Source organism: Paenibacillus sp. FSL K6-0276 (genome assembly GCF_037977235.1).
Lineage (GTDB): Bacteria > Bacillota > Bacilli > Paenibacillales > Paenibacillaceae > Paenibacillus_AQ.
Genome location: NZ_CP150276.1, coordinates 3,296,749 through 3,318,724 on the forward strand (window position 1 = coordinate 3,296,749; position 21,976 = coordinate 3,318,724).

At 43.3% G+C, this 21,976-nt stretch carries 21 protein-coding genes and 1 pseudogene; 9 read left to right on the top strand and 13 right to left on the bottom strand.

Translation table 11 applies throughout. The features are described from left to right. The first annotated feature begins 257 nt into the window (after positions 1-257). Both MHH52_RS15595 and MHH52_RS15600 read left to right on the top strand, forming a co-directional pair. Positions 258-791 carry a sigma-70 family RNA polymerase sigma factor gene (locus tag MHH52_RS15595; RefSeq protein WP_340003494.1) on the top strand — a complete coding sequence of 178 codons (534 nt, stop codon included), beginning with the start codon at positions 258-260 and terminating at the stop codon, positions 789-791. Next, positions 778-1,932 carry a DUF4179 domain-containing protein gene (locus MHH52_RS15600; protein WP_340003495.1) on the top strand — a complete coding sequence of 385 codons (1,155 nt, stop codon included), beginning with the start codon at positions 778-780 and terminating at the stop codon, positions 1,930-1,932. The genes MHH52_RS15595 and MHH52_RS15600 overlap by 14 nt, the downstream gene beginning before the upstream one ends. A gap of 414 nt (positions 1,933-2,346) precedes the next feature. On the opposite strand, the gene MHH52_RS15605 is transcribed toward MHH52_RS15600, so the two are convergent. From MHH52_RS15605 to MHH52_RS15615, 3 genes are all read right to left on the bottom strand, one after another. Next, on the bottom strand, positions 2,347-2,727 hold the full coding sequence (locus MHH52_RS15605; RefSeq protein WP_340003496.1) for a hypothetical protein: 381 nt from the start codon (positions 2,725-2,727) through the stop codon (positions 2,347-2,349). A 356-nt stretch (positions 2,728-3,083) separates the two neighbouring features. Then, on the bottom strand, positions 3,084-3,539 hold the full coding sequence (locus MHH52_RS15610; RefSeq protein ID WP_340003497.1) for a DinB family protein: 456 nt from the start codon (positions 3,537-3,539) through the stop codon (positions 3,084-3,086). A 613-nt stretch (positions 3,540-4,152) separates the two neighbouring features. Next, positions 4,153-5,076 carry a helix-turn-helix transcriptional regulator gene (locus tag MHH52_RS15615; RefSeq protein ID WP_340003498.1) on the bottom strand — a complete coding sequence of 308 codons (924 nt, stop codon included), beginning with the start codon at positions 5,074-5,076 and terminating at the stop codon, positions 4,153-4,155. A 99-nt stretch (positions 5,077-5,175) separates the two neighbouring features. Between MHH52_RS15615 and MHH52_RS15620 the strand changes: the two genes are divergently transcribed. Both MHH52_RS15620 and MHH52_RS15625 read left to right on the top strand, forming a co-directional pair. Next, positions 5,176-5,469 (top strand): hypothetical protein, encoded by a 294-nt coding sequence (locus MHH52_RS15620; protein ID WP_340003499.1) that lies wholly within the window; start codon positions 5,176-5,178, stop codon positions 5,467-5,469. Positions 5,470-5,598: 129 nt separating this feature from the next. Continuing rightward, positions 5,599-6,762, top strand: a complete 1,164-nt coding sequence (locus tag MHH52_RS15625; protein ID WP_340003500.1) for an IS110 family transposase — start codon at positions 5,599-5,601, stop codon at positions 6,760-6,762. Positions 6,763-6,881: 119 nt separating this feature from the next. Here the strand turns inward: MHH52_RS15625 and MHH52_RS15630 are convergent, their stop codons facing one another. Beyond that, positions 6,882-7,214, bottom strand: coding sequence for a hypothetical protein (locus tag MHH52_RS15630; RefSeq protein ID WP_340003501.1), 333 nt, complete (start codon positions 7,212-7,214; stop codon positions 6,882-6,884). 311 nt (positions 7,215-7,525) lie between these two features. Between MHH52_RS15630 and MHH52_RS15635 the strand changes: the two are divergent. After that, positions 7,526-7,846: pseudogene (locus MHH52_RS15635) on the top strand (transposase); the annotation flags it as partial. 1,028 nt (positions 7,847-8,874) lie between these two features. On the opposite strand, the gene MHH52_RS15640 reads toward MHH52_RS15635, so the two are convergent. The 7 genes from MHH52_RS15640 to pdhA all read right to left on the bottom strand — a co-directional run bounded on the left by MHH52_RS15640 (position 8,875) and on the right by pdhA (position 16,303). Then, entirely contained in the window at positions 8,875-9,735 is an 861-nt protein-coding gene (locus MHH52_RS15640; protein ID WP_340003502.1) for a GyrI-like domain-containing protein, read from the bottom strand. Beyond that, a complete protein-coding gene (locus tag MHH52_RS15645) occupies positions 9,704-9,922 on the bottom strand; it encodes a TSUP family transporter (RefSeq protein ID WP_340003503.1) in 219 nt (72 codons plus the stop codon). Before MHH52_RS15645 ends, MHH52_RS15640 begins: the two co-directional genes overlap by 32 nt. A 46-nt stretch (positions 9,923-9,968) precedes the next feature. Continuing rightward, positions 9,969-10,943, bottom strand: a complete 975-nt coding sequence (locus MHH52_RS15650) for a S66 peptidase family protein (RefSeq protein ID WP_340009682.1) — start codon at positions 10,941-10,943, stop codon at positions 9,969-9,971. 144 nt (positions 10,944-11,087) lie between these two features. After that, positions 11,088-12,500 carry a dihydrolipoyl dehydrogenase gene (lpdA, locus tag MHH52_RS15655; protein WP_094872930.1) on the bottom strand — a complete coding sequence of 471 codons (1,413 nt, stop codon included), beginning with the start codon at positions 12,498-12,500 and terminating at the stop codon, positions 11,088-11,090. Positions 12,501-12,502: 2 nt separating this feature from the next. Then, positions 12,503-14,134 (bottom strand): 2-oxo acid dehydrogenase subunit E2, encoded by a 1,632-nt coding sequence (locus MHH52_RS15660; protein ID WP_340003504.1) that lies wholly within the window; start codon positions 14,132-14,134, stop codon positions 12,503-12,505. Positions 14,135-14,242: 108 nt separating this feature from the next. Then, positions 14,243-15,220, bottom strand: coding sequence for an alpha-ketoacid dehydrogenase subunit beta (locus MHH52_RS15665; RefSeq protein WP_340003505.1), 978 nt, complete (start codon positions 15,218-15,220; stop codon positions 14,243-14,245). 15 nt (positions 15,221-15,235) lie between these two features. Then, the gene (pdhA, locus tag MHH52_RS15670; protein WP_042188812.1) at positions 15,236-16,303 is read right to left on the bottom strand and encodes a pyruvate dehydrogenase (acetyl-transferring) E1 component subunit alpha; all 1,068 of its coding nucleotides are present in this window, start codon (positions 16,301-16,303) and stop codon (positions 15,236-15,238) included. 264 nt (positions 16,304-16,567) lie between these two features. Here pdhA and MHH52_RS15675 point away from each other — a divergent pair, with 264 nt between their 5' ends. Then, on the top strand, positions 16,568-17,299 hold the full coding sequence (locus MHH52_RS15675) for an alpha/beta hydrolase-fold protein (RefSeq protein WP_340003506.1): 732 nt from the start codon (positions 16,568-16,570) through the stop codon (positions 17,297-17,299). A 140-nt stretch (positions 17,300-17,439) separates the two neighbouring features. On the opposite strand, the gene MHH52_RS15680 is transcribed toward MHH52_RS15675, so the two are convergent. Next, positions 17,440-17,913 carry a low molecular weight protein-tyrosine-phosphatase gene (locus tag MHH52_RS15680; RefSeq protein ID WP_340003507.1) on the bottom strand — a complete coding sequence of 158 codons (474 nt, stop codon included), beginning with the start codon at positions 17,911-17,913 and terminating at the stop codon, positions 17,440-17,442. Between the two features lie 153 nt (positions 17,914-18,066). Between MHH52_RS15680 and MHH52_RS15685 the strand changes: the two genes are divergently transcribed. Both MHH52_RS15685 and MHH52_RS15690 read left to right on the top strand, forming a co-directional pair. Next, entirely contained in the window at positions 18,067-18,708 is a 642-nt protein-coding gene (locus tag MHH52_RS15685; protein ID WP_340003508.1) for a thiamine diphosphokinase, read from the top strand. Between the two features lie 326 nt (positions 18,709-19,034). Continuing rightward, complete coding sequence (locus tag MHH52_RS15690; RefSeq protein WP_340003509.1) at positions 19,035-19,535, top strand: C40 family peptidase; 501 nt, start codon at positions 19,035-19,037, stop codon at positions 19,533-19,535. Positions 19,536-19,580: 45 nt separating this feature from the next. On the opposite strand, the gene MHH52_RS15695 is transcribed toward MHH52_RS15690, so the two are convergent. Beyond that, positions 19,581-20,303, bottom strand: coding sequence for a response regulator transcription factor (locus MHH52_RS15695; RefSeq protein WP_340003510.1), 723 nt, complete (start codon positions 20,301-20,303; stop codon positions 19,581-19,583). Positions 20,304-20,509: 206 nt separating this feature from the next. Between MHH52_RS15695 and MHH52_RS15700 the strand changes: the two genes are divergently transcribed. Further along, positions 20,510-21,870, top strand: a protein-coding gene (locus MHH52_RS15700) for an IS1182 family transposase (RefSeq protein ID WP_340003511.1) whose coding sequence is annotated in 2 segments (ribosomal slippage) — positions 20,510-21,080 and positions 21,080-21,870 — 1,362 coding nt in all. Because the reading frame shifts where the segments join, the coding sequence is not laid out codon by codon here. The last annotated feature ends 106 nt before the right edge of the window (positions 21,871-21,976 follow it).

A 21,976-nucleotide genomic window follows, 5' to 3' on the forward strand; every position in this document is an offset into this window, starting at 1 on the left:
AATGTGATAATATTCCTGTCATCCACACTTAAGCCTGCACCATCAGCGTTCCGCATCACAACATGCTTGTGCGGAGCTTTTAGCTCGGATGCAAGCTTGCTTTCCTGGCCCTTGTTTGGTCCCTGTCTCACAAACCGGGTGCTGTCCTTGAATACGTTGGTTTTTTTCCATGTAACCTTCTAGCTACCTACCCGATCTAATATATACGTAACGTTACGAACAAACTAAAATTTCTAGTCAAGAAAGCAGGTAAACCTTTGCATTTAGATCCTATTGTCGTCAAAGCCAAAGAGGGAGACCCTGAAGCATTCATGCAGTTGATGCAAGAGATAGAGTTACCTTTATATAGAACTGCAAGGTCCATCGTCAACAAAGACGAAGATTGTGCAGATGCCCTGCAGGAGACGATGCTTAAAGCCCTTAAGTCCATCCATACACTCAGAGAGCCCGCTTTTTTCAAAACGTGGATCTTCCGGATTCTGATTAATGAATGCAACAAAATGGTCAAAAGCAGATCAAGATCCCTCCCTTACGGAGAGCTTCCCGACGTCCCTTCCCCTTCCAAGGATTATGAGAAAATCGAATTATGGGATGCCGTTCAACATCTTGATGAGAACCTACGGATTGTCATTATCCTTCATTACCTACAGGACATGCCGATCAGTCAAATTTCCGACATTCTCGAAATTTCTACGGTAGCCGTGAAGACCCGGCTGCATCGCGCCCGCAAAAAGCTAAAGCATTCATCTCAAATCAATCAAGAAAAGGGAGTTGCACATGGTGAACACTAAGTTAGAAGAACAATTAAAGAACTGCCAAAGCCTACTTCCCGATCAGTTATCTGATATTACCCGCTCCAAGCTGAATGAGACTTACCAAATCATCAGGGAAACCGATAATTCCATTTCCCCCATTCAGAGAAAGATAGATGTATCAAGAACTTTTAATAAATGGTGGGTTTCCACTGCAGCCGCTGCAATCCTTGGACTTACCCTCATTGCTTCCGGATTTGTATCGCCCGCAATGGCAGATACACTCAAGCAAATTCCGGTTCTGGGACAAATCTATTCATTATGGGGCGAAAACAACGGAGATCCCGGTGTTCAACAAGCCGAGGATTTCATCACAAACGTAAACCAAAGCGTGACCCATGGCAAGGTGACTATGAATATTCCAACGTTGTTATTTGACGGAACCCGAATTCTTATGAACGTAACCACTCCTGGAAATCGTCTGGCTTCGGAGCCCAATTCGCTGCCTTCCGATGCCAATAAAGGGGCGGTGGATACGTTAGAGGTTCTCTATAAAGGCCAACCTCTGGCCTCGGGTTACGAATTCATGGACGGTGAGACTGCTTCCAGCCTAATCGTTCAGGCTACCAGCAATACTAGCATAAACCAGACTGTCCAGTTCCCTGATCAGTTTGACTTGACTGTAAATGTAACGTTAAAGGGTTACGATGTCCCGTTCCATTTCGTTCTGCCTGTTACAAGATCAACACCCGTTACCGTTCTAACTTCAGAGGAGACCAAGCATCACGATAACATTAACTTGCAGAACAGTAAGCTGGAAATCACCCCAATCACAACGCAGTTATCCGTTGAGTACAAAACCAAACCGGGCCAGAGCACAGAAGAAATGCTCGCTTCTATCCCTTCGAAATACAAGGGTGCTAACGGGGGCATCATCGCTCTTCAGTATGACATTGTGGATGAACATGGCGTTCAACTGAAGCCCATTGGTTCTCACCCCATTAGCGAATCTTATAATATTCTCTTTGAACCCTTCAAGACTCTACCGCGTACCGTAACCATCAAACCGTACTTAGTCGTATCCGAAGGTCAAGCCCCAGGGGTTAAAGGACGGTGGGAAGACAAAAATATGGTCAAGAAATACATCCCTGAGCTAGAGACTGTACTTTCGGTGCAATAGTTCATCTGTAAAAAGGACCTTATTCTCTAGGATTAAAAGGGTATGCAAACCTACTAAAGACGGAGCCATAATTGGCTTCGTCTTTTTATTTAAATGACTTTAACCCTTGTCTGGCCTAACTCAAGTCATCTGTCCTCTAGTGTTTTGATGAATATCTATTCCGCCTTTACTCCCGTATCAAAAGAACGCTTGTAAACCTGCATGCTCTACATATAGACGTTTCCCACGAATATTAATTAATTCGCCAACCATTAAAACCCTCCTTTTAATTACTCTTTATATATACCATATTTTTCTGCTACGTTGCGCTAAACTGCCTGTTATCTTAATGAAATGAGCAGGATACCGTAGTACCTGCTCATCAATGTCTGTCATTCAACTATAAGTGTCCCGTTAGCTCAATCATATTTTTAGCTACACTTGTACCATAAAACACCATCTAACGCCAAACTTATCAATAAATGAGACTAAACATGGACTGAAAAATATTGGACCTATTGGAGTAATTGTTTTGCTGCCATCATTTATTATTCGATAGGCCTCTTTTAACAATTCCTCATTTTCAAAAATAGCGACAATTTCCATAGTGGAATCAGATGAGGACTCCTTAGCTCCTCCGAAGTCACTGAGCATCAATCTAGTTCCAAGAATTTGCATTTCCGCGTGAATGACGAATTTTTCAGGATCTTTTTGAGTGTCGTACATGATTGAATCAGTTTCGGTTTTAAAGGCTTTTTTATAAAGTTCGATAGCTTCGAAACAAGCGCCATTCAAATATAGCTGTGGTACTAACATAGTTCCACTCCCTTGAAATCATATTGATTTTATTGAAAAGGAAAATATACCATCATAATCTATCACGAATGTAAAAATAGAACTACATAATTTGGCAATGAACTTATGAACATATACTGAATTATCCTGCCCAATCGTATTATGAGGTCACCAGATCTTTCTGGTCGACCTTTTTTTTGTATGGTCGTAAGATAGCGGTAGCCGGGGATCGAACGTTTCTGCCCGTGGGACTTGGATCCCGAGAGCTATTCTGTTCATCCCCCCCTACTTGTTCAACCATGGTTAGGCTGGTTGGGACGTTGATCCCGTATCACATGCGATAGTGTGGAAGACAAGAAGGTGATTATTAGGCCCCGTTAGAGCCTCGCGAACGTGATGTAATCGACTTGGACGGGCTCTGCCGATTCGATCCGAAGTACCCGGTTGATCTGTCCCCGGTGATATTGCCCATGTAAGAGGACCTGCGACAGGATGTCCCGGACGGACGTTCGGAACGGAACCCCGCTCTGGTTCGCATAGTCGACCATCTCGTCCAACTCGGATTCCTCAAGCTCTTCGATATAGACGCGATATTGCTCGGCGTTCTCTTCGAACATCGTCCGGATCGCCGTCAGGTCTTCCGCTTCCTCCCACAACGAATATTGCGCGCTGCCCTTGCCCTGCAATCGGGACAGCCAGACTCGTTCCGCGACCGCGACGTGCTGAACCAGCTTCAGAAGGTCCTTGTTCTTCGTCTCACTCTCCTCGAGCACGTCCAAGATGCGTCCGTCCGCCCAGTACAGGTGGTCCATCATGCGCTTGATCGTCTTCATTTCGGTTTCCCCCTCTTCGTCTCACGATTACTTGAACCTACTGTTATCCGTTAGCCATACATGCAGCCCAAGAGCGGGCTGCACCACAGAGGATGAAAATGGATACCTCTGTCTATACTGTTTGTACGGCTGGCGAAGAAGGTCGATAAGCTATGGTGCCATAGAGCCCAACCGTTAGTCTGACTCCGACCACCACGGTGCATCACAGAATGTCACACCCTATATGGGTAGCACTCATGGGAGATTAATCCTTTTTTGGTTGTTGCACCAGCCTTGCCTTTTTGTTTGTTATCTATGATGTTTTTTGTGCTTAAAAGATCTAACAATCTTTATATGATTACTCAAGAGGCTCAGCCTTTTTTTAAAAAGTGTTATTCTGGGTTTGCTTTATTATGCTCTTTTTCAGGTTTTGAGCTAATTTAATTTTCATGGGAGCTTAACGCCGTTGCCTAGTCTAGAACATTATTCTCATAAAACTTTGGAAGGTTTCTGTGTAATGCTGGTTCACAATGATCCGAAAGTCCAAACAAAAAGCTACCGAATTTCAAGCCGGTAGCTTTGAGGATCGCCGACGGTCTATGCATCACCAATCTCCGATCTCCGATATACGTGTCTACTTTACTTTATTTAATAAGTTTGTCACCATTCTGCTCAATGTCCCTTGATCGACGAAAGGAGCAAGGCTTGCCAGCAGATCTGGGCTATGATGTTCAGCTTCGACTCCACTAATCAACTTCTCGAGATTTTCCCTGTCCAGAAAAGGTGCGAGGCTTATGATCCGGTTCGCATCGATAGTGCCATCTGCAACCCGGTCTACCAAGCGGCTTAACGTTTCTCTGCTAATAAAGGGTGCCAGCCCTTGAACGGAATGCCAGCTCAAGCTGCCCTCTTCTGCTTGTTGTACCAACCGATCTACATGTTCTCTTCCAAGAAACGGGGCAATTCCAACTAGATTGTGCACTTCTAAGGAACCGTCAATCGATTTATCTACCAGTCGGCTTAATGTGTCGCTGCTGACGAACGGAGCGAGTCCAGTAATGGCATTCCACACAATTTCGCCCTCTTCTGCCTGACGAACCAGTTCATCCAATGTACCTGTTCCAAGGAACGGAGCCAGCTGCATGATCACGTCTAACTTAAGGACGCTGCTGTCTAATCGTTCTGTAACCTTATGCAGAGCGCTTGCTTTTACAAACGGCGCTACTTCTACAAGCTCTTCCACCTCCACCTCACCGGTATTGACCATCTCTGCAACTTGGTCCGGCCTGTTCTCTGCGATCTCCTCAACGATCGTTCCTAGGTGCTGGTGCTCCCGATTTTCTGCGTTGTCTCCTGCATTTAAAATGTCGTCTACCGTTTTGCCGAATAACCTCGCAAACTGCGGAAGCGTTCCGATATCCGGTAGCGAGTCGCCCCGTTCCCATTTCGATACCGCTTGATGACTTACATTCAGTTGATCGGCAAGTTCCAATTGGGTCAAATCCTGGTCTTTGCGAAGCTTCGAAATATAAGCTCCAATTTTACGCAAGTCGAGCATTGTAAACCTCCAATAAAACAAAATGTACAGTGCGCACTGTCGAAAACAGCATAGCATTTCCGCAAACGCAATCCTATCAAGCGATGGTTGAATTGTCACATGCGCTTTATTCAACTGCCGGTAGAATTGTCCAAATTGAAAATCGCCAGAGAGGGTAGCCATATGATCCTGCAGCATCTGCGAGATCTGGAATCCACACGCTCTACACTACTTTTGTCACTTTCATTTATAGGTTTTTTTCTACAAATCATTTCCATTATCCTGCCCGTTAGTCATACATGCAGCGCAAGCGCCGCACCACAGATGATGAAAATGGTTATATGTGCCAATACTGCTACTATGGCTGGGAGAGGAAGGTCGATGAACTATGGTGCCTTAGAGCCCATCCGTTAGTCTGACTCCAACGATCACGGTGCATCACAGATTGTCGCTCCCTTTTGGGAAGCACTCATGGGAGATTAATCCTACTCTGATTGTTGCACCAGCCTCTTTCTAATTTAGCCGTAGAGAGGATGCTTTAAGGTGGAAATCGTAGTTGAACGGGCATGTGGTATGGATATCCATAAGGATAATATTACCGCATGTATTCTAACGTCTAACGGAAAGGAGATTCAAACGTTTTCAACTAAAACTGTGTTTCTATTACAATTAATTGACTGGATTAAACAGCATGAGTGTACTCACGTTGCTATGGAAAGCACAGGTGTATTTTGGAAGCCTATTGTTAATTTACTTGAAGCCGAAGGAATTGAATTTTTAGTGGTGAATGCCCAACATATGAAAGCTTTGCCTGGGCGTAAAACAGATGTCAAGGACTCAGAATGGATTGCAAAGCTTCTTCGTCATGGGCTGCTTAAAGCAAGTTTCATTCCAGATCGAAATCAACGGGAGCTTCGAGAACTTGTTCGATATCGTCGTAGTATCATTGAAGAACGGGCTAGACAACATAACCGAATTCAAAAAGTGTTAGAAGGAGCCAATATTAAGCTCAGCTCTGTTGTCTCTGATATTATGGGTGTCTCCTCTCGCGACATGCTCCGTGCCATCGCTGATGGTGAGGATGAACTTGAACTCGCTCTACATGGCTATGTAAACCCTCACCAACGCTTGATGATTAAGACTATTTTAACGCACATTGATTTTTTAAGTGAACAGATCGTGATTCTAGATCAGGAAATCGCTACGAGGGTAACTCCATTTCATGACGATGTCGAACGTTTAGATTCAATTCCTGGAATAGCTACTCGAATGGCAGAACAAATCTTAGCCGAAATTGGGACCAATATTAAGAAACAGTTTCCCAGTGCTGCGCATTTATGCTCATGGGCTGGACTTGTACCTGGGCATAACGAAAGTGCAGGAAAGAGAAAATCTGCTAAAGCTAAAAATGGAAACAAATATCTGAAGTCCGCCTTAGTTGAAGCAGCCCATTCTGTTGCAGCGTCAAAGAACTATCTCGGTGCCATGTATAGACGAACAGCAGCGCGAAAAGGAAGGAAACGAGCAGCGGTCTCTGTTGCACATGCTATGTTGAGAATAGCCTACTATCTGTTAACACGTGAAGAAATGTATTTGGACCTAGGAGAAGACTACTTTGACAAACAGAAGCAACAATCTATTGTGAAATACGCAGTTCGACGACTAGAAAACTTAGGTTATTCTGTAACTATTGCAGAAGTCTCTTAATTTATTAATATACCAATATTCCTTATTTCAGATGCTGTGACCTTCAAAAAAATGAATGGACTGCGTCTTATTTACGTTTGCCTTTTTACAATAACTGCAGATTTAATTTTCATGGGAGCTTAATCAATGTAGTAATTATCCTTTTGTTTAAGCCAATTTACAATGATGTTTTTAAATGTTATTATTGGCAACTTGCAATAGGCTTCATTATCAGAATATGGGTCGATAATCTTCACAGATGTATTATTAAGCTGGATTACAAAGTATTTTACATCGCCGAGAGTTGAATTTTCTACCTTCCCATTTAATACTTCGTTTATTGAGTCGATTAGCCAGACACCATTTTCATCTTTATCTTGAAGGTTTGTCCCAATAAAAGCTTCTAACAAATCATAACCTGCGGGCAAAGATATAACGGGTACACCGTTTAATTCAATAAGTTCAAACCTCATATTCACACCTCTTATTCATGCACTTCATTCTTCAATAGTTCAACATTGATTTCGAACTATCCTGCCCGTTCGTATTATGAGGTCACCAGATCTTTCGGGTCGACCTTTTTTTTGTATGGTCGTAAGATAGCGGTAGCCGGGGATCAAACGTTTCTGCCCGTGGGACTTGGATCCCGAGAGCTATTCTGTTCATCCCCCTACTTGTTCAACCATGGTTAGGCTGGTTGGGACGTTGATCCCGTATCACATGCGATAGTGTGGAAGACAAGAAGGTTAGGAATTGCCGGTGAAAATACTACAGGAGTGATGTCATGAATCCAGTCATTGGTTTGGATGTGTTCAAGGGAGAGAGCCATGCACAAGCTTTTTTAGACCGTGGAGTACCTCATGGGAAGATCTTTAGATTTAATCATGATCTAGAGGGATTATCGTCTTTTCTTAATTATGTTAGAGCAGTGGAATCAGCTGCTGGGATGAGCCCTTGCATTGTAATGGAGGCAACAGGTCATTATCATAGCCCTGTTGTTCAGTTTCTGGATCAGCACCAGTATCTGTACATCGTCATTAATCCGTTAATCTCATATGAAGCCAAAAAAACTAATTTAAGACGGGTCAAGACGGATGCTGCTGATGTATGCTATGGAATCATTGGCTTCAGTCTGACCATTCTATCGATTTGGCGATTTACTCTTCGCACTATCCATACAAAAAAACAGAAACAGGTCAATGAGTGCCCCATCGGGAAGTGTATTCTTTACCTGTAGAAGTTACTTGTCAGGCTTAGCACTTGGCTATGGCTAGCAGTATATTCTTGCCGCAGCTAAAAATCTCAATTAGTTCTTTGATTTTGATCATGAAAAAAAACCCCTCTATTTGCTAAATAACGCAAATAAAAGAGAGTGATTTTTAACACTCAAATGTTGCAGGTGTTCGTGGAATATCATGCCGTCGATGGAAGTAAATCGAAGTAACTACACTAATGACGAAATCCTGCCTTAATAGAATAAATTACTATTCAATTATCACGTTGTTTTTGCAAATCAATTGTAGCGGGTAAAACCAGTGATTTCAATTAGAGATTACAACAAAGTGGCATATATTGCTTCGACGATGCCACCCTAAATAATCATTTTGTGGAGAGGAACAGAAGTTGATGCTTATTAATGAAACTCCAAGTAGAGCTCTTTATCTTAGTGTCTGACAAGAGATCTTCAGATGATTACATCTTCCTCCATCAAAAACTTAGGAATTCGCCTATCCATTTTAGGCACACGTAGTTTGACCGAAGGGTTAGTGGGTAAATAGGTTTCTTCATATGCAAAACGGAATAGGGAGCGCACAAAACGGATGCAGTGCCCTAGGCTACTTGGCTTTAATCGGTCTGACTACTTAGCTAGGTATTCCTTCAGTAGATTCAAAGTTACCTTGGAAATATCTGTATCCCCGAGATATGTAACCAGTATCCTGAGCTGTAGGGCATATGCTTTCAATGTATTTGGACTAACCCCCTCGATTCGCTTGTCCGCTTTTTATGACGCCAAAGTTCGCTTGAAATCATAATAAAACCTCCTACTAGAGCAATTAATTCTAGTTTGCTTCTAATAGGAGGTTTTAGACAATTGATTCAACTATCGTGTCCCTTTACTTCAACTAACGCTTCTTATTTCTTTTTAATGGGTATCCATATTTCGCTTTTAAATTGCGGTGATGCTACATCTTTCTGCTCATTCCAGAGCATTTCAAGCCCTTCGCTTAGCTCATATTCCGAAGATGGAAACCATTCGGAATAAATGCGTCCCCAGATCTCTTGAAGCGCACTCGGAAAAGGGCCAACGGCCGTGAATACAGCCCATGTAGAGGCTGACACCTCCAGCTGGGCGAAGCCATCTCGTGCTTCATTCGTTGTGGCCGCCCCGATGTAATGATCAAGCTCTCCCTTCTCCTCCATCCGCCCTTCACTGAAATTCGTGGAAGCACTAATTAGTCCTGAAGGCTGAACATTCGAAAAGCCCTTAATCTTTTCAATCATTACTGGTGTAAGTCCTTCAAACATCGATGCAATCTCCGGATTCACCCCCTGAAATACTATTGGCACTCTTTTTTTGATCCCCACTATGCGAAAAGCCTCTTTGTCTTCAATTCGGCAGTTCATTTCACTTCCTCCTTTAATAGTTAGTTGAAACGTCATCCGCGGAAAGGCTTTGAGGGACTGTCCATGGATCCGAGCTTCCGAGGGAGTAATCCCATGCATGCTTTGGAAAGCCCTAGTAAAGGAATCCGGCGAGGTATATCCGTATTTCATCGCAACATTGATGATCTTGATGTCACTGTGGCTTAGCTCGAGTGCTGCCAAAGTTAGGCGTCTTCGGCGGATGTATTCCGACAGAGTAATGCCTGCAAGGAATGAGAACATCCGTGTAAAATGATATTCCGAACAGCAGGCAATTTTCGCTGCCTCCTGATAGTCCACACGATCAGTAAGATTCTCCTCATGCGGCAAAAGCTTTCCAGTTGATTTCACGCCACCAGGCAATAACCCCTGAAATATTCGCCATGACAGCAGCAACTGCCATGATGAGTACGGCCTGCTTTGGACCAAATGTAAAGACTAGAACATGCAGTAACATGATGAATGAGCCTGTCCCTATAACGCCGCTTACAGCCCCTGCCACCAATCCTACAAATAATACAAATAAATATCCCCCCAACCACAACACTCCTAAGAATCTTTATTCCTATCAGGCCACTGCACCACTACTCTGATATCCTTAACTCTACTCTAACCCCATAAGCACGAAGTGAGGCTTGTCCACCTACAGGGAAAGTAATCATAGGCGATGTATGTCCAAAGTCCACGTCCGCAATTACAGGAATGCCTGATAATTCTTCTTTCGAAGTTATGATTTTGGTTAACAGATCCTTTGTCATGTGTGATCCTTGTTGGAACCTGCCAATAACCAATCCTTTGACATGCTGAAACTCAGGTAGATGAATTAGCGATTGTAAATCCCTATCAAAAGTTGCAGGTGATGACTCATAATCATCCTCTAGGAATACTATCGAATTTCTTAAACTAGGCATATACTCCGTTCCCTGCAAAAGATTTAAGGTACAAAGGTTCCCACCGATAATTGTCCCTTTCGCTTCTCCATCATTGATAATGAACGGTCCCTCATTTCTGATAAAAACACGGTTCTCCTGATCCAAATACCACTCATCATCACTCCAATGCTTCGATGGCTTCACCAAAATTTCTTTGTTGTCCATCATCAGCTTGCGGAAATATTCAATTGTATATTCATTGTCGTGAAGCATCGCAAAGCTCGAAAAATGCGGTCCGGAATATGTAACTAATCCTGTTTGAGCATATATTGCATTACTTAAAGCAGTAATATCCGAATACCCGCATAAACGTTTAGGATGCTCTGCAATGATTGAATAATCGATATAACGTAGCAGTTGATTACTATTAAAACCACCAATGGTCGTAAGTATCCCTTTAACATTCGGATCTAAAAAAGCTTCATGCAAATCCTCTATTCTAGATTCAATCGAAGAGGAAACAAAATCATCCTTCTCAAAGGAGTTTACGGAAAATGATATCCGAAACCCTAACTTTTGAAGCTGTTCTTTGGCAATCTTCCTTTGTTCAGCAGCGATTAATGACAGACTTCTGGCAGGTGAGATAATACGCAACTCATCACCAGGCTTTAACTTATTGGGTTTCATCATTTGTCCTCCCTATAATAGAATCATTCAATTTGTTTCATCTCTTCCCATTATATCTCTTTTCAAAAAAGTGGAAAACTCAAAAAGGCGAAACGCAAATGCGTTCCGCCTTTTTGTGCCTGCTAGAGCAATTTGTTAGAGAAATTATTTCATTACGTGAATTGGGTGACCTTCAACCAGTTCAGCAGCTTCCATGACGATTTCGCCAAGGGTTGGATGCGCATGAATAGTCAAAGCGATATCTTCAAGTGTTGCGCCCATTTCAATGGCCAAACCAAGTTCAGCGATCAAATTGGAAGCTTCGATACCAACGATTTGTGCACCAAGCACAAGATTGTTCTCGGAGTTAGCAACAATTTTGATGAAACCTTCTGGGCTGTTCAAAGATACTGCACGACCATTCCCTGCAAATGGGAACTTGCCAGCTTTCACTTTGTAGCCTTTGTCTTTCGCTTCTTTCTCAGTCAAACCTACGCTAGAGCACTCAGGATCTGTGAACACAACAGCTGGGATGACTTTGTAGTCAACAACAGATGTAAGTCCTGCGATCGCTTCTGCAGCAATCTTACCTTCGTAAGAAGCCTTGTGTGCCAAAGCCAGACCTGGAACAACGTCGCCGATAGCGAAGATGTTAGGAATGCTTGTGCGACCTTGGTGATCGACTTTGATCAATCCGCGCTCCTCGAGCTCAAGACCGATCAGGTCCAGACCAAGTTCACCATCAGTGTTAGGACGACGGCCTACAGTAACAAGCAAGTAATCCGCAGTAACTTCTTTGGATTCGCCACCAACAGAATATTTCACGGTAACTTCCTTGTCGTTCTGTACAGCACTTTCAGCTTTAGCGTTAGTTACGATTTCGATGCCAGTTTTGGCCATGTTTTTCGCAACAAGACGAGTCATATCTTTATCGAAACCTGGAAGAACGGTATCCAGACCTTCGATGATCGTTACTTTAGTACCAAACTTGGAGTACATTTGACCAAGCTCAGCGCCGATGTATCCACCACCGATTACGATCATGCTCTTCGGAATTTCTGGAAGCTCAAGAGCTTCAGTCGAAGACAGAATACGTCCACCGAATGGGAAAGGCTTTAGTTCAATCGGACGGGAACCTGTAGCAATGATACAGTGTTTGAAGCGGTAACGTGGGGATTCATGATCATTGAACACACGCGCTTCTGTGTCGCTGATAAACATGCATTCGCCGTTAAATACTTCAATTTTGTTGCCCTTCATCAAGCTAGTCACGCCGCTAGTCATTTTCTTAACTACGCCGTTTTTGAACTCTTGAGTTTTGGCAAAATCCACTTTAACGTTCTCAGCAGTAACACCGAAAACTTCACCATGCTTAGCAGATTCGAACTGGTGTGCAGCAGCAATCAGTGCTTTAGAAGGAATACATCCACGGTTCAAACATACACCGCCGAGTTCCGATTTATCCACGATGAGGACTTTTTGGCCGAGCTGGGCGGCACGAATTGCCGCCACATACCCACCAGGACCTGCACCAATGACCAATGTGTCAATATCTAGAGAAGCGTCTCCTACTACCATAATTATACCTCCATAACCAGCAGCTCAGGATTATTGAGCAGCGATTTAATGTAGTTCATAAAGTTTTGAGCAGTCGCACCATCAATAATACGGTGGTCAAAGCTGAGTGACAACGCCATTACAGGAGCAACTACGATTTCACCATTCTTCACAACTGCTTTTTCACTGATACGGCCAGTTCCGAGGATAGCCACTTCAGGGAAGTTGATGATTGGAGTAAAGAACATACCGCCAGCAGAACCAATGTTACTGATGGAGATCGTGCTGCCCTTCATTTCGTTAGCAGACAATTTACCGTCACGACCACGAACTGCAAGGTCAGTGATGCTGCTAGCGATCATCCAGATGCTCTTACGGTCAGCGTCTTTGATAACTGGAACGATCAAACCGTTTGGCGTATCGGTAGCGATACCGATATTGTAGTATTTCTTGTAGACAATTTCGCCTGCTTCTTCATCAATCATAGCGTTGAGCGCTGGGAATTGACGGGAAGCCGCAACCAGAGCCTTAACGATGAACGGAAGGTAAGTAACCTTAACGCCTTTTTTCTCAGCGATAGGTTTCATACGTGTACGGAATGCTACCAGTTCAGTAACATCTACTTCGTCCATAATTGTAACGTGTGGTGCAGTGTAAGCCGATTTAACCATTGCGTTGGCGATCGCCTTACGAATGCCCTTGTACGGTACACGTTCTTCTTCTAGACTAACATTACCGCTCGCTGCTGCAGGTGCTGCTTTAGCTTCAGCTTTAGCAGCCTTCGGCGCTTCAGAAGCTGCCGCTGCAGGTGTTGCAGCTGCCGCAGGTGTTGAACCACCTTTCAAGAACGCTTCAACGTCTTCACGGGTGATTTTGCCGCCTTTTCCAGTTCCGTTCACTTTGGAAATATCCACTTTTTGCTCACGAGCAAATTTGCGAACGCTAGGTGTAGCCAATACATCACGATCAGGAGCCGGTGCTGCACTAGCAGATCCGCCTGCTGGGGAAGAAGTTGTATTTGCACTTCCTTTTGCTACATCTGCTTCTGCGGAAGCATGACCTTCTTGTTCAGGAACGTCACCTTCTGCAGCGATGATAGCTACAACATCGCCAACACGGCATACTTGGCCGTCTTTAGTCAGAACTTCCAAAACTGTTCCGTTCACTGGACAAGGAACTTCAACTACTGCCTTGTCATTTTGGACTTCCATGATGATATCATCATCCGTTACTTTGTCACCGGCTTTGATATGCATTTTGATGATTTCACCTTCATGCAGACCTTCACCCAGTTCTGGGAAGCGATACTCAAAATTTGCTGATTTGGCATTCGAAGATGCCGGTGCAACTGGAGCAGCTGGAGCCACCGCCGGAGCTTCTTCAGCAGCATGACCTTCTTGCTCAGGTACGTCACCTTCAGCTTCGATAATAGCTACAACTTCGCCAACACGGCATACTTGGCCATCTTTAGTCAGAACTTCCAACACAGTACCGTTCACTGGACAAGGCACCTCAACTACCGCCTTGTCATTTTGAACTTCCATTACGATATCATCATCCGTTACCTTGTCACCGGCTTTGATATGCATTTTGATGATTTCACCTTCATGCAAACCTTCACCTAGTTCAGGGAATCGGTATTCAAACTTTGCCACTTTGAAAACCTCCTTGTGAAATTGGGACTGACCTTATGATTAGAATTTAGAAGAAGAAACGACGTTGTCATCCTTTTTGGATGACAACCGTTTCTCGTAGAAATATTTTTAGAAATCCAAAACTTTCTTCACGCCTGCAATAATACGCGCAGGGTTCGGAAGCCATGTATCTTCAATTTGTGCGAATGGATATATAGTGTCAGGACCTGCGATACGAAGCACAGGTGCTTCCAAGTGCAGCAATGCTTTTTCATTAATTTGTGCAATAACCTCAGCAGCAACACCAGCGCTCTTTTGAGCTTCTTGTACTACGATAGCACGATTAGTCTTCTTCACAGACGCTACAATAGTGTCGATGTCGATTGGACTTACAGTACGAAGGTCAATAATTTCAACGTTAATGCCTTCTTTTTCGAGTTGCTCGGCTGCTTTGGTAGCTGTATGTACCATCAGCCCGTAAGTAATGATCGATACGTCAGAACCTTCACGTACTACGTTTGCTTTGCCAAGTTCAATAGTGTACTCACCTTCTGGCACTTCAGCACGGAATGCATGGTAAAGGTTCAAGTGCTCCATGAAGAATACAGGGTCATTGTCGCGAATAGACGCGATAAGAAGTCCCTTAGCATCATATGGGTTTGAAGGAATTACAACTTTAATACCCGGGCTTTGTGCGATCAAACCTTCGAGTGAATCTGTGTGAAGCTCAGCAGCTTTAACTCCGCCACCAAAAGGAGTACGGAATACTACTGGAGCATTATATTTACCGCCAGAACGCCAGCGCAGACGTGCCGCTTGTACAACGATCTGATCAAGTGCTTCAAAAATAAAACCTACGAATTGAATTTCTGCAATTGGTCGGAAGCCTTGTACACCAAGACCAAATGCCAGACCGCCGATAGCGGACTCAGCTAGTGGTGTATCAAAAATACGATCTTCGCCAAATTCCTTTTGCAGCCCTTCCGTTACACGGAAAACGCCACCTACATTACCAACATCCTCTCCGAAGATAAGAACGTTAGGGTCACGATTCAGTTCAACGCGCATCGCGTCGCGGATCGCTTCTTTCATATTCATTTGTGCCATTGCCTGATATCCCCCTTATTCAAAATCGGCTTTTTGCTCTTCCAGATGTTTAGGTGTTACTTCGAACATGCTGTCGATCAAGCCAGGTATAGTCATTTTTTCGGTTTGCTCAGCTTTTTTAATCTGCTCGTTAACTGTAGCTTTCGCTTCATCTTTCACGCGCAGCGTATCTTCTTCAGTCCAAAGACCTTTCTTCTCCAAATACTTGGCAAGACGGTTGATTGGATCCTTTTCACTCCATTGTCCTTCTTCTTCTTTCGAACGATATTTACTTGCATCGTCAGAAAGGGAGTGTGGACGGAAACGATAAGTTACAGCTTCGATCAATGTAGCACCTTCGCCATTACGCGCACGCTCAGCAGCGTCACGAACAGCACTGATAACTGCAAAGATGTCCATGCCGTCAACTTTGATTCCCGGAATACCAGCTGCAACCGCTTTGTGAGCGATCGATTTGGAAGCTGTTTGTTTTGCGAACGGAGTCGTAATCGCGTAACCGTTGTTTTGAACAAAGAAGATAACAGGCAGTTTAAAGCGACCAGCAAAGTTCAATCCTTCGTAGAAGTCACCTTCTGAAGAACCGCCATCACCAGTGTAAGTAATTGCAACACTCTTTTGTTTCTTCAATTTAAAGCCCATTGCAATTCCTGTAGCGTGCAGGATTTGCGCGCCGATGATAATTTGTGGCATCAATACATTAACGCCATCAGGAATAGCACCACCATGTTGGTGTCCACGGGAATATAAGAATGCTTGGTACAATGGAAGTCCGTGCCATACTAGCTGCGGAATATCACGGTAGCCTGGGCATAAGAAGTCTTCTTTCTCCAATGCGTACTCGCTACCAATCATAGTAGCTTCTTGACCGGATACCGGTGCGTAGAAACCAAGACGGCCTTGACGACCAAGATTTACTGCACGATCATCCCAAGTACGGGTAAATACCATACGATACATAATTTCTTTCAGTTGATCGTCGGTTAAATCAGGCATTTTATCCTTGTTGATAATTTCTCCATCCGGGGAAAGTACCGTTAGAGCCTCGACGTCCTCTGTATACACTTCATAAGGAACTTTACTCATTATCTTCACCTCAATAAAAAAATTTGAATATCAGCTGCCTCTGTTATAATATTATTATACACCTGTTTGGTTACTTTCGTCAAAGAAATACTTATAAAATTTATATTCCTTCAAATTTTGTATGTATAACAGGTTGTGTGTTTTTATATAACAGTTTACAGCTTTTGAAACAAGTAAATGATTAATGACACAGTCACTCAGTTATTTATTTTAGAGCAAACCTGTGTGTATTGCAAAATCCGACAAGAAAGGTGACGTGCAACTATGAGCGATTCTGTTTTTCTGAAACGCACAATTGTAAAAGAAACGATTTGGAGTGAACATCTGCACGAGGAGCGTAAGTTACGCATCTATCTCCCCCCCGGCTTCAACGAAGTCTTGAGTTACCCAGTGGTGTACTGCCAAGACGGAGAAGAATTCTTTAACTTCGGCCGCATCGCTACACTTGCTGGACGTCTTATTATAGAAGAAGACGTTGAGCCTTTCATCATTGTTGGTGTCGAAGTAGACGTCGCTGTTCGGACTCAAGAATATGCCCCTTTTGGAAGCAGATTCAAACAGTACTTATCTTGCTTTTCCGAGGAGATTATTCCCTTTATTGAACAAAAATATCCTGTACGCCGTACTCCCGATGAACGAATCTTAGCTGGCGACTCCCTTGGGGGCAGTGTATCGCTCCATCTTGCACTTGCATATCCTGCGATCTTCACACGTATCATCAGCCTTTCCGGCGCATTCTATCCTGAATCTCGTGACATGCTGGCTAAGGAAGAGGATCTATCCTGGCTCACCATTAATATGGTCGTTGGACTACAGGAAACAGACTACAAAACGGATACTGGCATTTATGATTTTGTTCAGATGAATCGAGAAACGAAAGCATTGCTTGAATCACGTGGAGCAACCGTATCCTACCGAGAGAAAGACGGACATCATCTCTGGGGCTTCTGGCAGAAAGAGCTACCAGAGTCTCTACTCTATTTTTTAAACGCATAAAGCCCTATTGATAGAAGCAAATAGTGAACATCTAAAGAACAGTATGTAGATTACTTGATTGCGCTTACAGTTTAATTAATCCAGCAACTTACCTCGATTTACCACATGAATCATACTGAGAGAGCTGCAATCCAAATGGGTTACAGCTTTTCTCTTATCATTCTTTCCAGTAATACATCACAGCCCGCGTTGATCAAATCATACACCTGCTCAAAATTACCTGTAAAATAAGGATCCGGCACTTCGCGCAGTTCCTCTTCAGGCAATAAATCCATAAAGAACATTAGCTCGGCGTCTTTCCCACCTGGAATCTTTCGAACGTTCTCTCCATTAGACTTGTCCATGCAGACGATATAATCAAACTTTTGAAAATCTTCACTGTCGACTAGTCGTGCTAACATATTCTCATAGCTAATGTCGTTCTGATCAAGGATACGTCTTGTTCCTTCATGCGGCTCTTTTCCTATATGCCAATCCCCAGTTCCCGCAGAGTCTACAAGAATCTTGTCAGATAGTTCTCGTTCATTAATCTTATGCCGCAGAACAGCCTCCGCCATTGGTGATCGACAAATATTACCCAGACATACAAACAGCACTCTTACGAATTCGTTCACCTCCCAGTTATTAAACCTAAATATATGTGAATTTATACTCAAAAGATCGCACACTATCATTTTAGCGTTGTCGAGGTCAATTGTGCAACCTTTCGATCTGCATTATACTGGATAGGATACTCAACAAGAGCTTTAAGAGGAGGAATGGATGTTATGTCATCCAAACGTGTCGTTATTTTTGCAGGTGGAGAACTGTCTCCAGAATATTTCGATCTATTAGATGAAGATGATTTTATTATCGGTGCGGATCAGGGAGCGCTATTTCTCATTTCACACGGATATACACCAGATATAGCAGTAGGTGATTTTGATTCCGTTTCGCCTGAAGCACTTCAAGATATTGAATCCAAAAGTAAGAAGACTATCACCTGTGATGCCGTGAACAAAGATTTGACAGATAGCGAGATGGCGCTAGACATTGCAATGGATCAGCAACCCGATTCTATTCTACTATTAGGTGTTACGGGTACTCGAATTGACCACTCCCTGGCTAGCATTCAAATGATGACGAGAGCCCTACAACGTCAAATCAACTGCTACGTCATGGACACTCATAATTATATAACCCTTACAGGATCCCAGGCTGTTATCAACGATTTAGGCTACACCTACGTTTCTTTACTGCCTTTAACCCCAGAAGTATCGGGTATTACCTTAGAAGGATTTCAATATCCATTGACGGACGCTACGCTGAAGCTTGGACAATCGCTTGGCGTGAGTAACAAACTGATTTCATCCTCAGGAACGGTTACCATTCGAAGTGGATTGTTGCTGATCATTCAGAGTAAAGATTAGATACATAGGGATCATGTATAACGTAAAAATGCTACTTTTTTATAGTTTAGAAACATCATTGTAACTTTTATCTCAAATTTGAAAAGGTCATGAAAACTCTTTTATATCAAGGGTTTCACGGCTTTTTTAATATCCGAATAAATCAAATTATTAATTTTTTGTAACTTTTAATGAATTTTTAATATAACGCTTACAACCCATGCCCAGCCTCACTTTATTGCACCTCTTCCAAATTTTATGACATAGATAACCTGCTATACTACGAATCAGGAAAGCAAGACAGAGTAACACAACAACAAAGACTAACACCTTGGAGGTACTACAACATGAATAAACAACAATGGATTAAAAAAGCGATTGTTATAGGAATGGTTACTACAATGGGCTTAGGTACAATGATGGCAACAGGCGTAGGAGCAACAAAAGTTGAAGCAGCTTCCGTGTCTAAAGGTCAAAGCGTAGTGAATCTCGGAAAGAAATACATGGGAGTGCCTTACAAATTTGGTGCATCCACATCTACTACAAAAGTTTTTGACTGCTCTTCTTTTACAAAATACATCTTTAAAAAGTATAACGTGACACTGCCTCGTACGGCTGTAGAACAATCCAAAAAAGGAAAAGCCGTATCTAAGGCTAATCTACGTGTAGGCGATCTCGTATTTTTCTCCAGCGGTAGCAGAGCAAACGGTAAAAATGTAACTCACGTCGCTGTTTATGCCGGCAATGGCAAAATTCTACACACTTATGGTAAACCAGGTGTTACGATTTCCGATCTGAACTCTGGTACTTGGAAAAGAACATATTTAAAGGCTCGCCGCGTACTGTAAACAACGACTCTGTAGTAGAGTTTTAACTATAATAGAGAAATAGTCTCAGGATGTGGTGCCGCCTTCGGGCGCCCTCATTACATATCCTGTTCCGCGAACGGTGTGAATCAACTTGTTCCGGTGACCTTTATCAATTTTCAAACGGATATGCCTGATGTAAACATCTACGACATTGGTATCTGCGTGAAATTGGTATCCCCATACTTCTTTTAGTATTTCGATGCGAGAACAAATAATTCCTTGGTTCGCAGCGAGATAATACAATAGATCAAATTCTTTAGGCGTCATCTTTAACTCGATCCCTTCGCGACTTACAAACCTGCGACTGGGATCGAGCATTAAACCATCTACTCTCAATAAATGATTTAAATTTCGACGCCGTCCAGTAAGGGCTAACAAATTTAGAATTCTGCACTTGAATTCACCGGTATGTAAAGGCTTTGTCATATACTCATTCCCCCCGGCTGAGAACGCTGAAACTGCCCCATTTTCAGATTCAGATTGTTCACCGGAAATCACCATAATCGGTATTATCATCCCCTCAGCTCTTACAGCGGAAATTATATCCCAGCCTTCCCATCTCCCTACCTCGTATAACTCAGCAAGCAGCAGTACCGGTTCTACTTTTGATATGGATGAGCGGAGATCCTCGGGATCTTCGCTTTTTGTTGCTTCAAGTCCGATATCTTCTAGGACACTTTCTATAACGACTCGATCTTCTTCTCTACTAGTGCTATCAGCCATATACCATATCATTTGCTCAATCACAAAGTTCCCCCGTATCTGTATGACTTACACCGGCATCACTGCGGTACATATAGAATCCCCGGAAAACAAAAAGACCATTCCTAAGGAATGGTCTCAGGCTGTCGAGAAAGTCTCGACAGCCTTCTTTATGTCTTAATAATTTTACACGACACCGCGTTAATGTTGTATAATATAGGTAACTATTTATAGAACGGATGGTGATTTGTATGTTGCGTTCCAACCGAGAAAAACAACAAGCGTACGAGTTTGTCTCTATCGAAGATTTAGTTCCTCAAGATCATTTGCTACGAAAAGTAGATAAGTATATTGATTTTTCCTTTATCGATGAAAAAGTTAGGCCGTTGTACTGCGCAGATAACGGACGTCCTGCTGTTGATCCAGTTATCTTATTTAAGATGATTTTTCTTGGATACTTTTACGGCATTCGTTCCGAACGTCAATTGGAGCGAGAGATCCAAACCAATTTGGCGTACCGCTGGTTTTTAGGACTGGGATTAACCGACAAGGTTCCAGACCATACGACTATTAGTTGGAACCGGCGAACCCGATTTAAAGATACGAACATTTTTCAGGACATTTTCGATGAGATTGTTCTTCAGGCTATTTCGCACCGGATGGTCGGTGGACGGGTTCTCGTGACCGACTCAACCCATGTAAAAGCAAATGCGAATAAACACCAGTACACCAAACAACAAGTACTGCAGAACACCAAAGATTACGTGAATGAACTCAACGCTGCTGTGGCCGAAGACCGGAAAGAGCATGGAAAAAAGCCCTGAAACCAAGAGAGGAAGTGAACGAGGAGAAAGAGATTAAAGTGAGCAAGACCGACCCAGATAGTGGATATATGATCCGGGATGGCAAACCGGAGGGCTTCTTTTATCTAGATCACCGTACCGTAGATACCAAATACAATCTCATTACCGATGTACATGTAACGCCCGGCAATGTTCATGATTCCGTGCCATATTTGTCGCGTTTAGACCGTCAGCAAGAACGTTTTGGATTTAAGATTGAAGCCGTTGCGCTCGATTCAGGTTACTTAACCACACCGATTTGTCGAGGATTACAAAGCCGAAAGATTTTTGCGGTGATTGCACACCGGAGATTTCATCCCAAGCAAGGATTGTTTCCGAAATGGAAGTTCACCTTTGATGCCGAGCGAAATTTGTATGTTTGTCCAGCCAGTCATGAACTGAATTACCGGACCACAGACCGAAAGGGTTACCGGCAGTATGCTTCTGATCCGGACCATTGTAAGAGTTGCCCATTGCTGGACCAATGCACTCAGTCCCGAAATCACCGAAAGGTGGTGACCCGGCACGTCTGGGAGGACAGCAAGGAATGGGTGCGGAATAACCGACTCAGTAAGTCGGGCAAGCAACTGTACCGCAAACGAAAAGAGACGATTGAGCGAAGCTTCGCGGATGCTAAAGAGCTCCATGGGTTTCGCTATTGCCGGTTGCGCGGACTTCCGAATGTCAGAGAACAGGCACTGATGACGGCAGCCGTGCAGAACATGAAGAAGATGGCGATCCACCTGGATCGCCTGGAACAGAGGGGGTAACCCCCTCCCTTTTCCGATTCTACTTATGCCAGAACCTAAAAAGAAACCCGCGGTCGTAAAATGACCTGGGTTTCTCGACACTCTGAGACCATTCCTAAGGAATGGT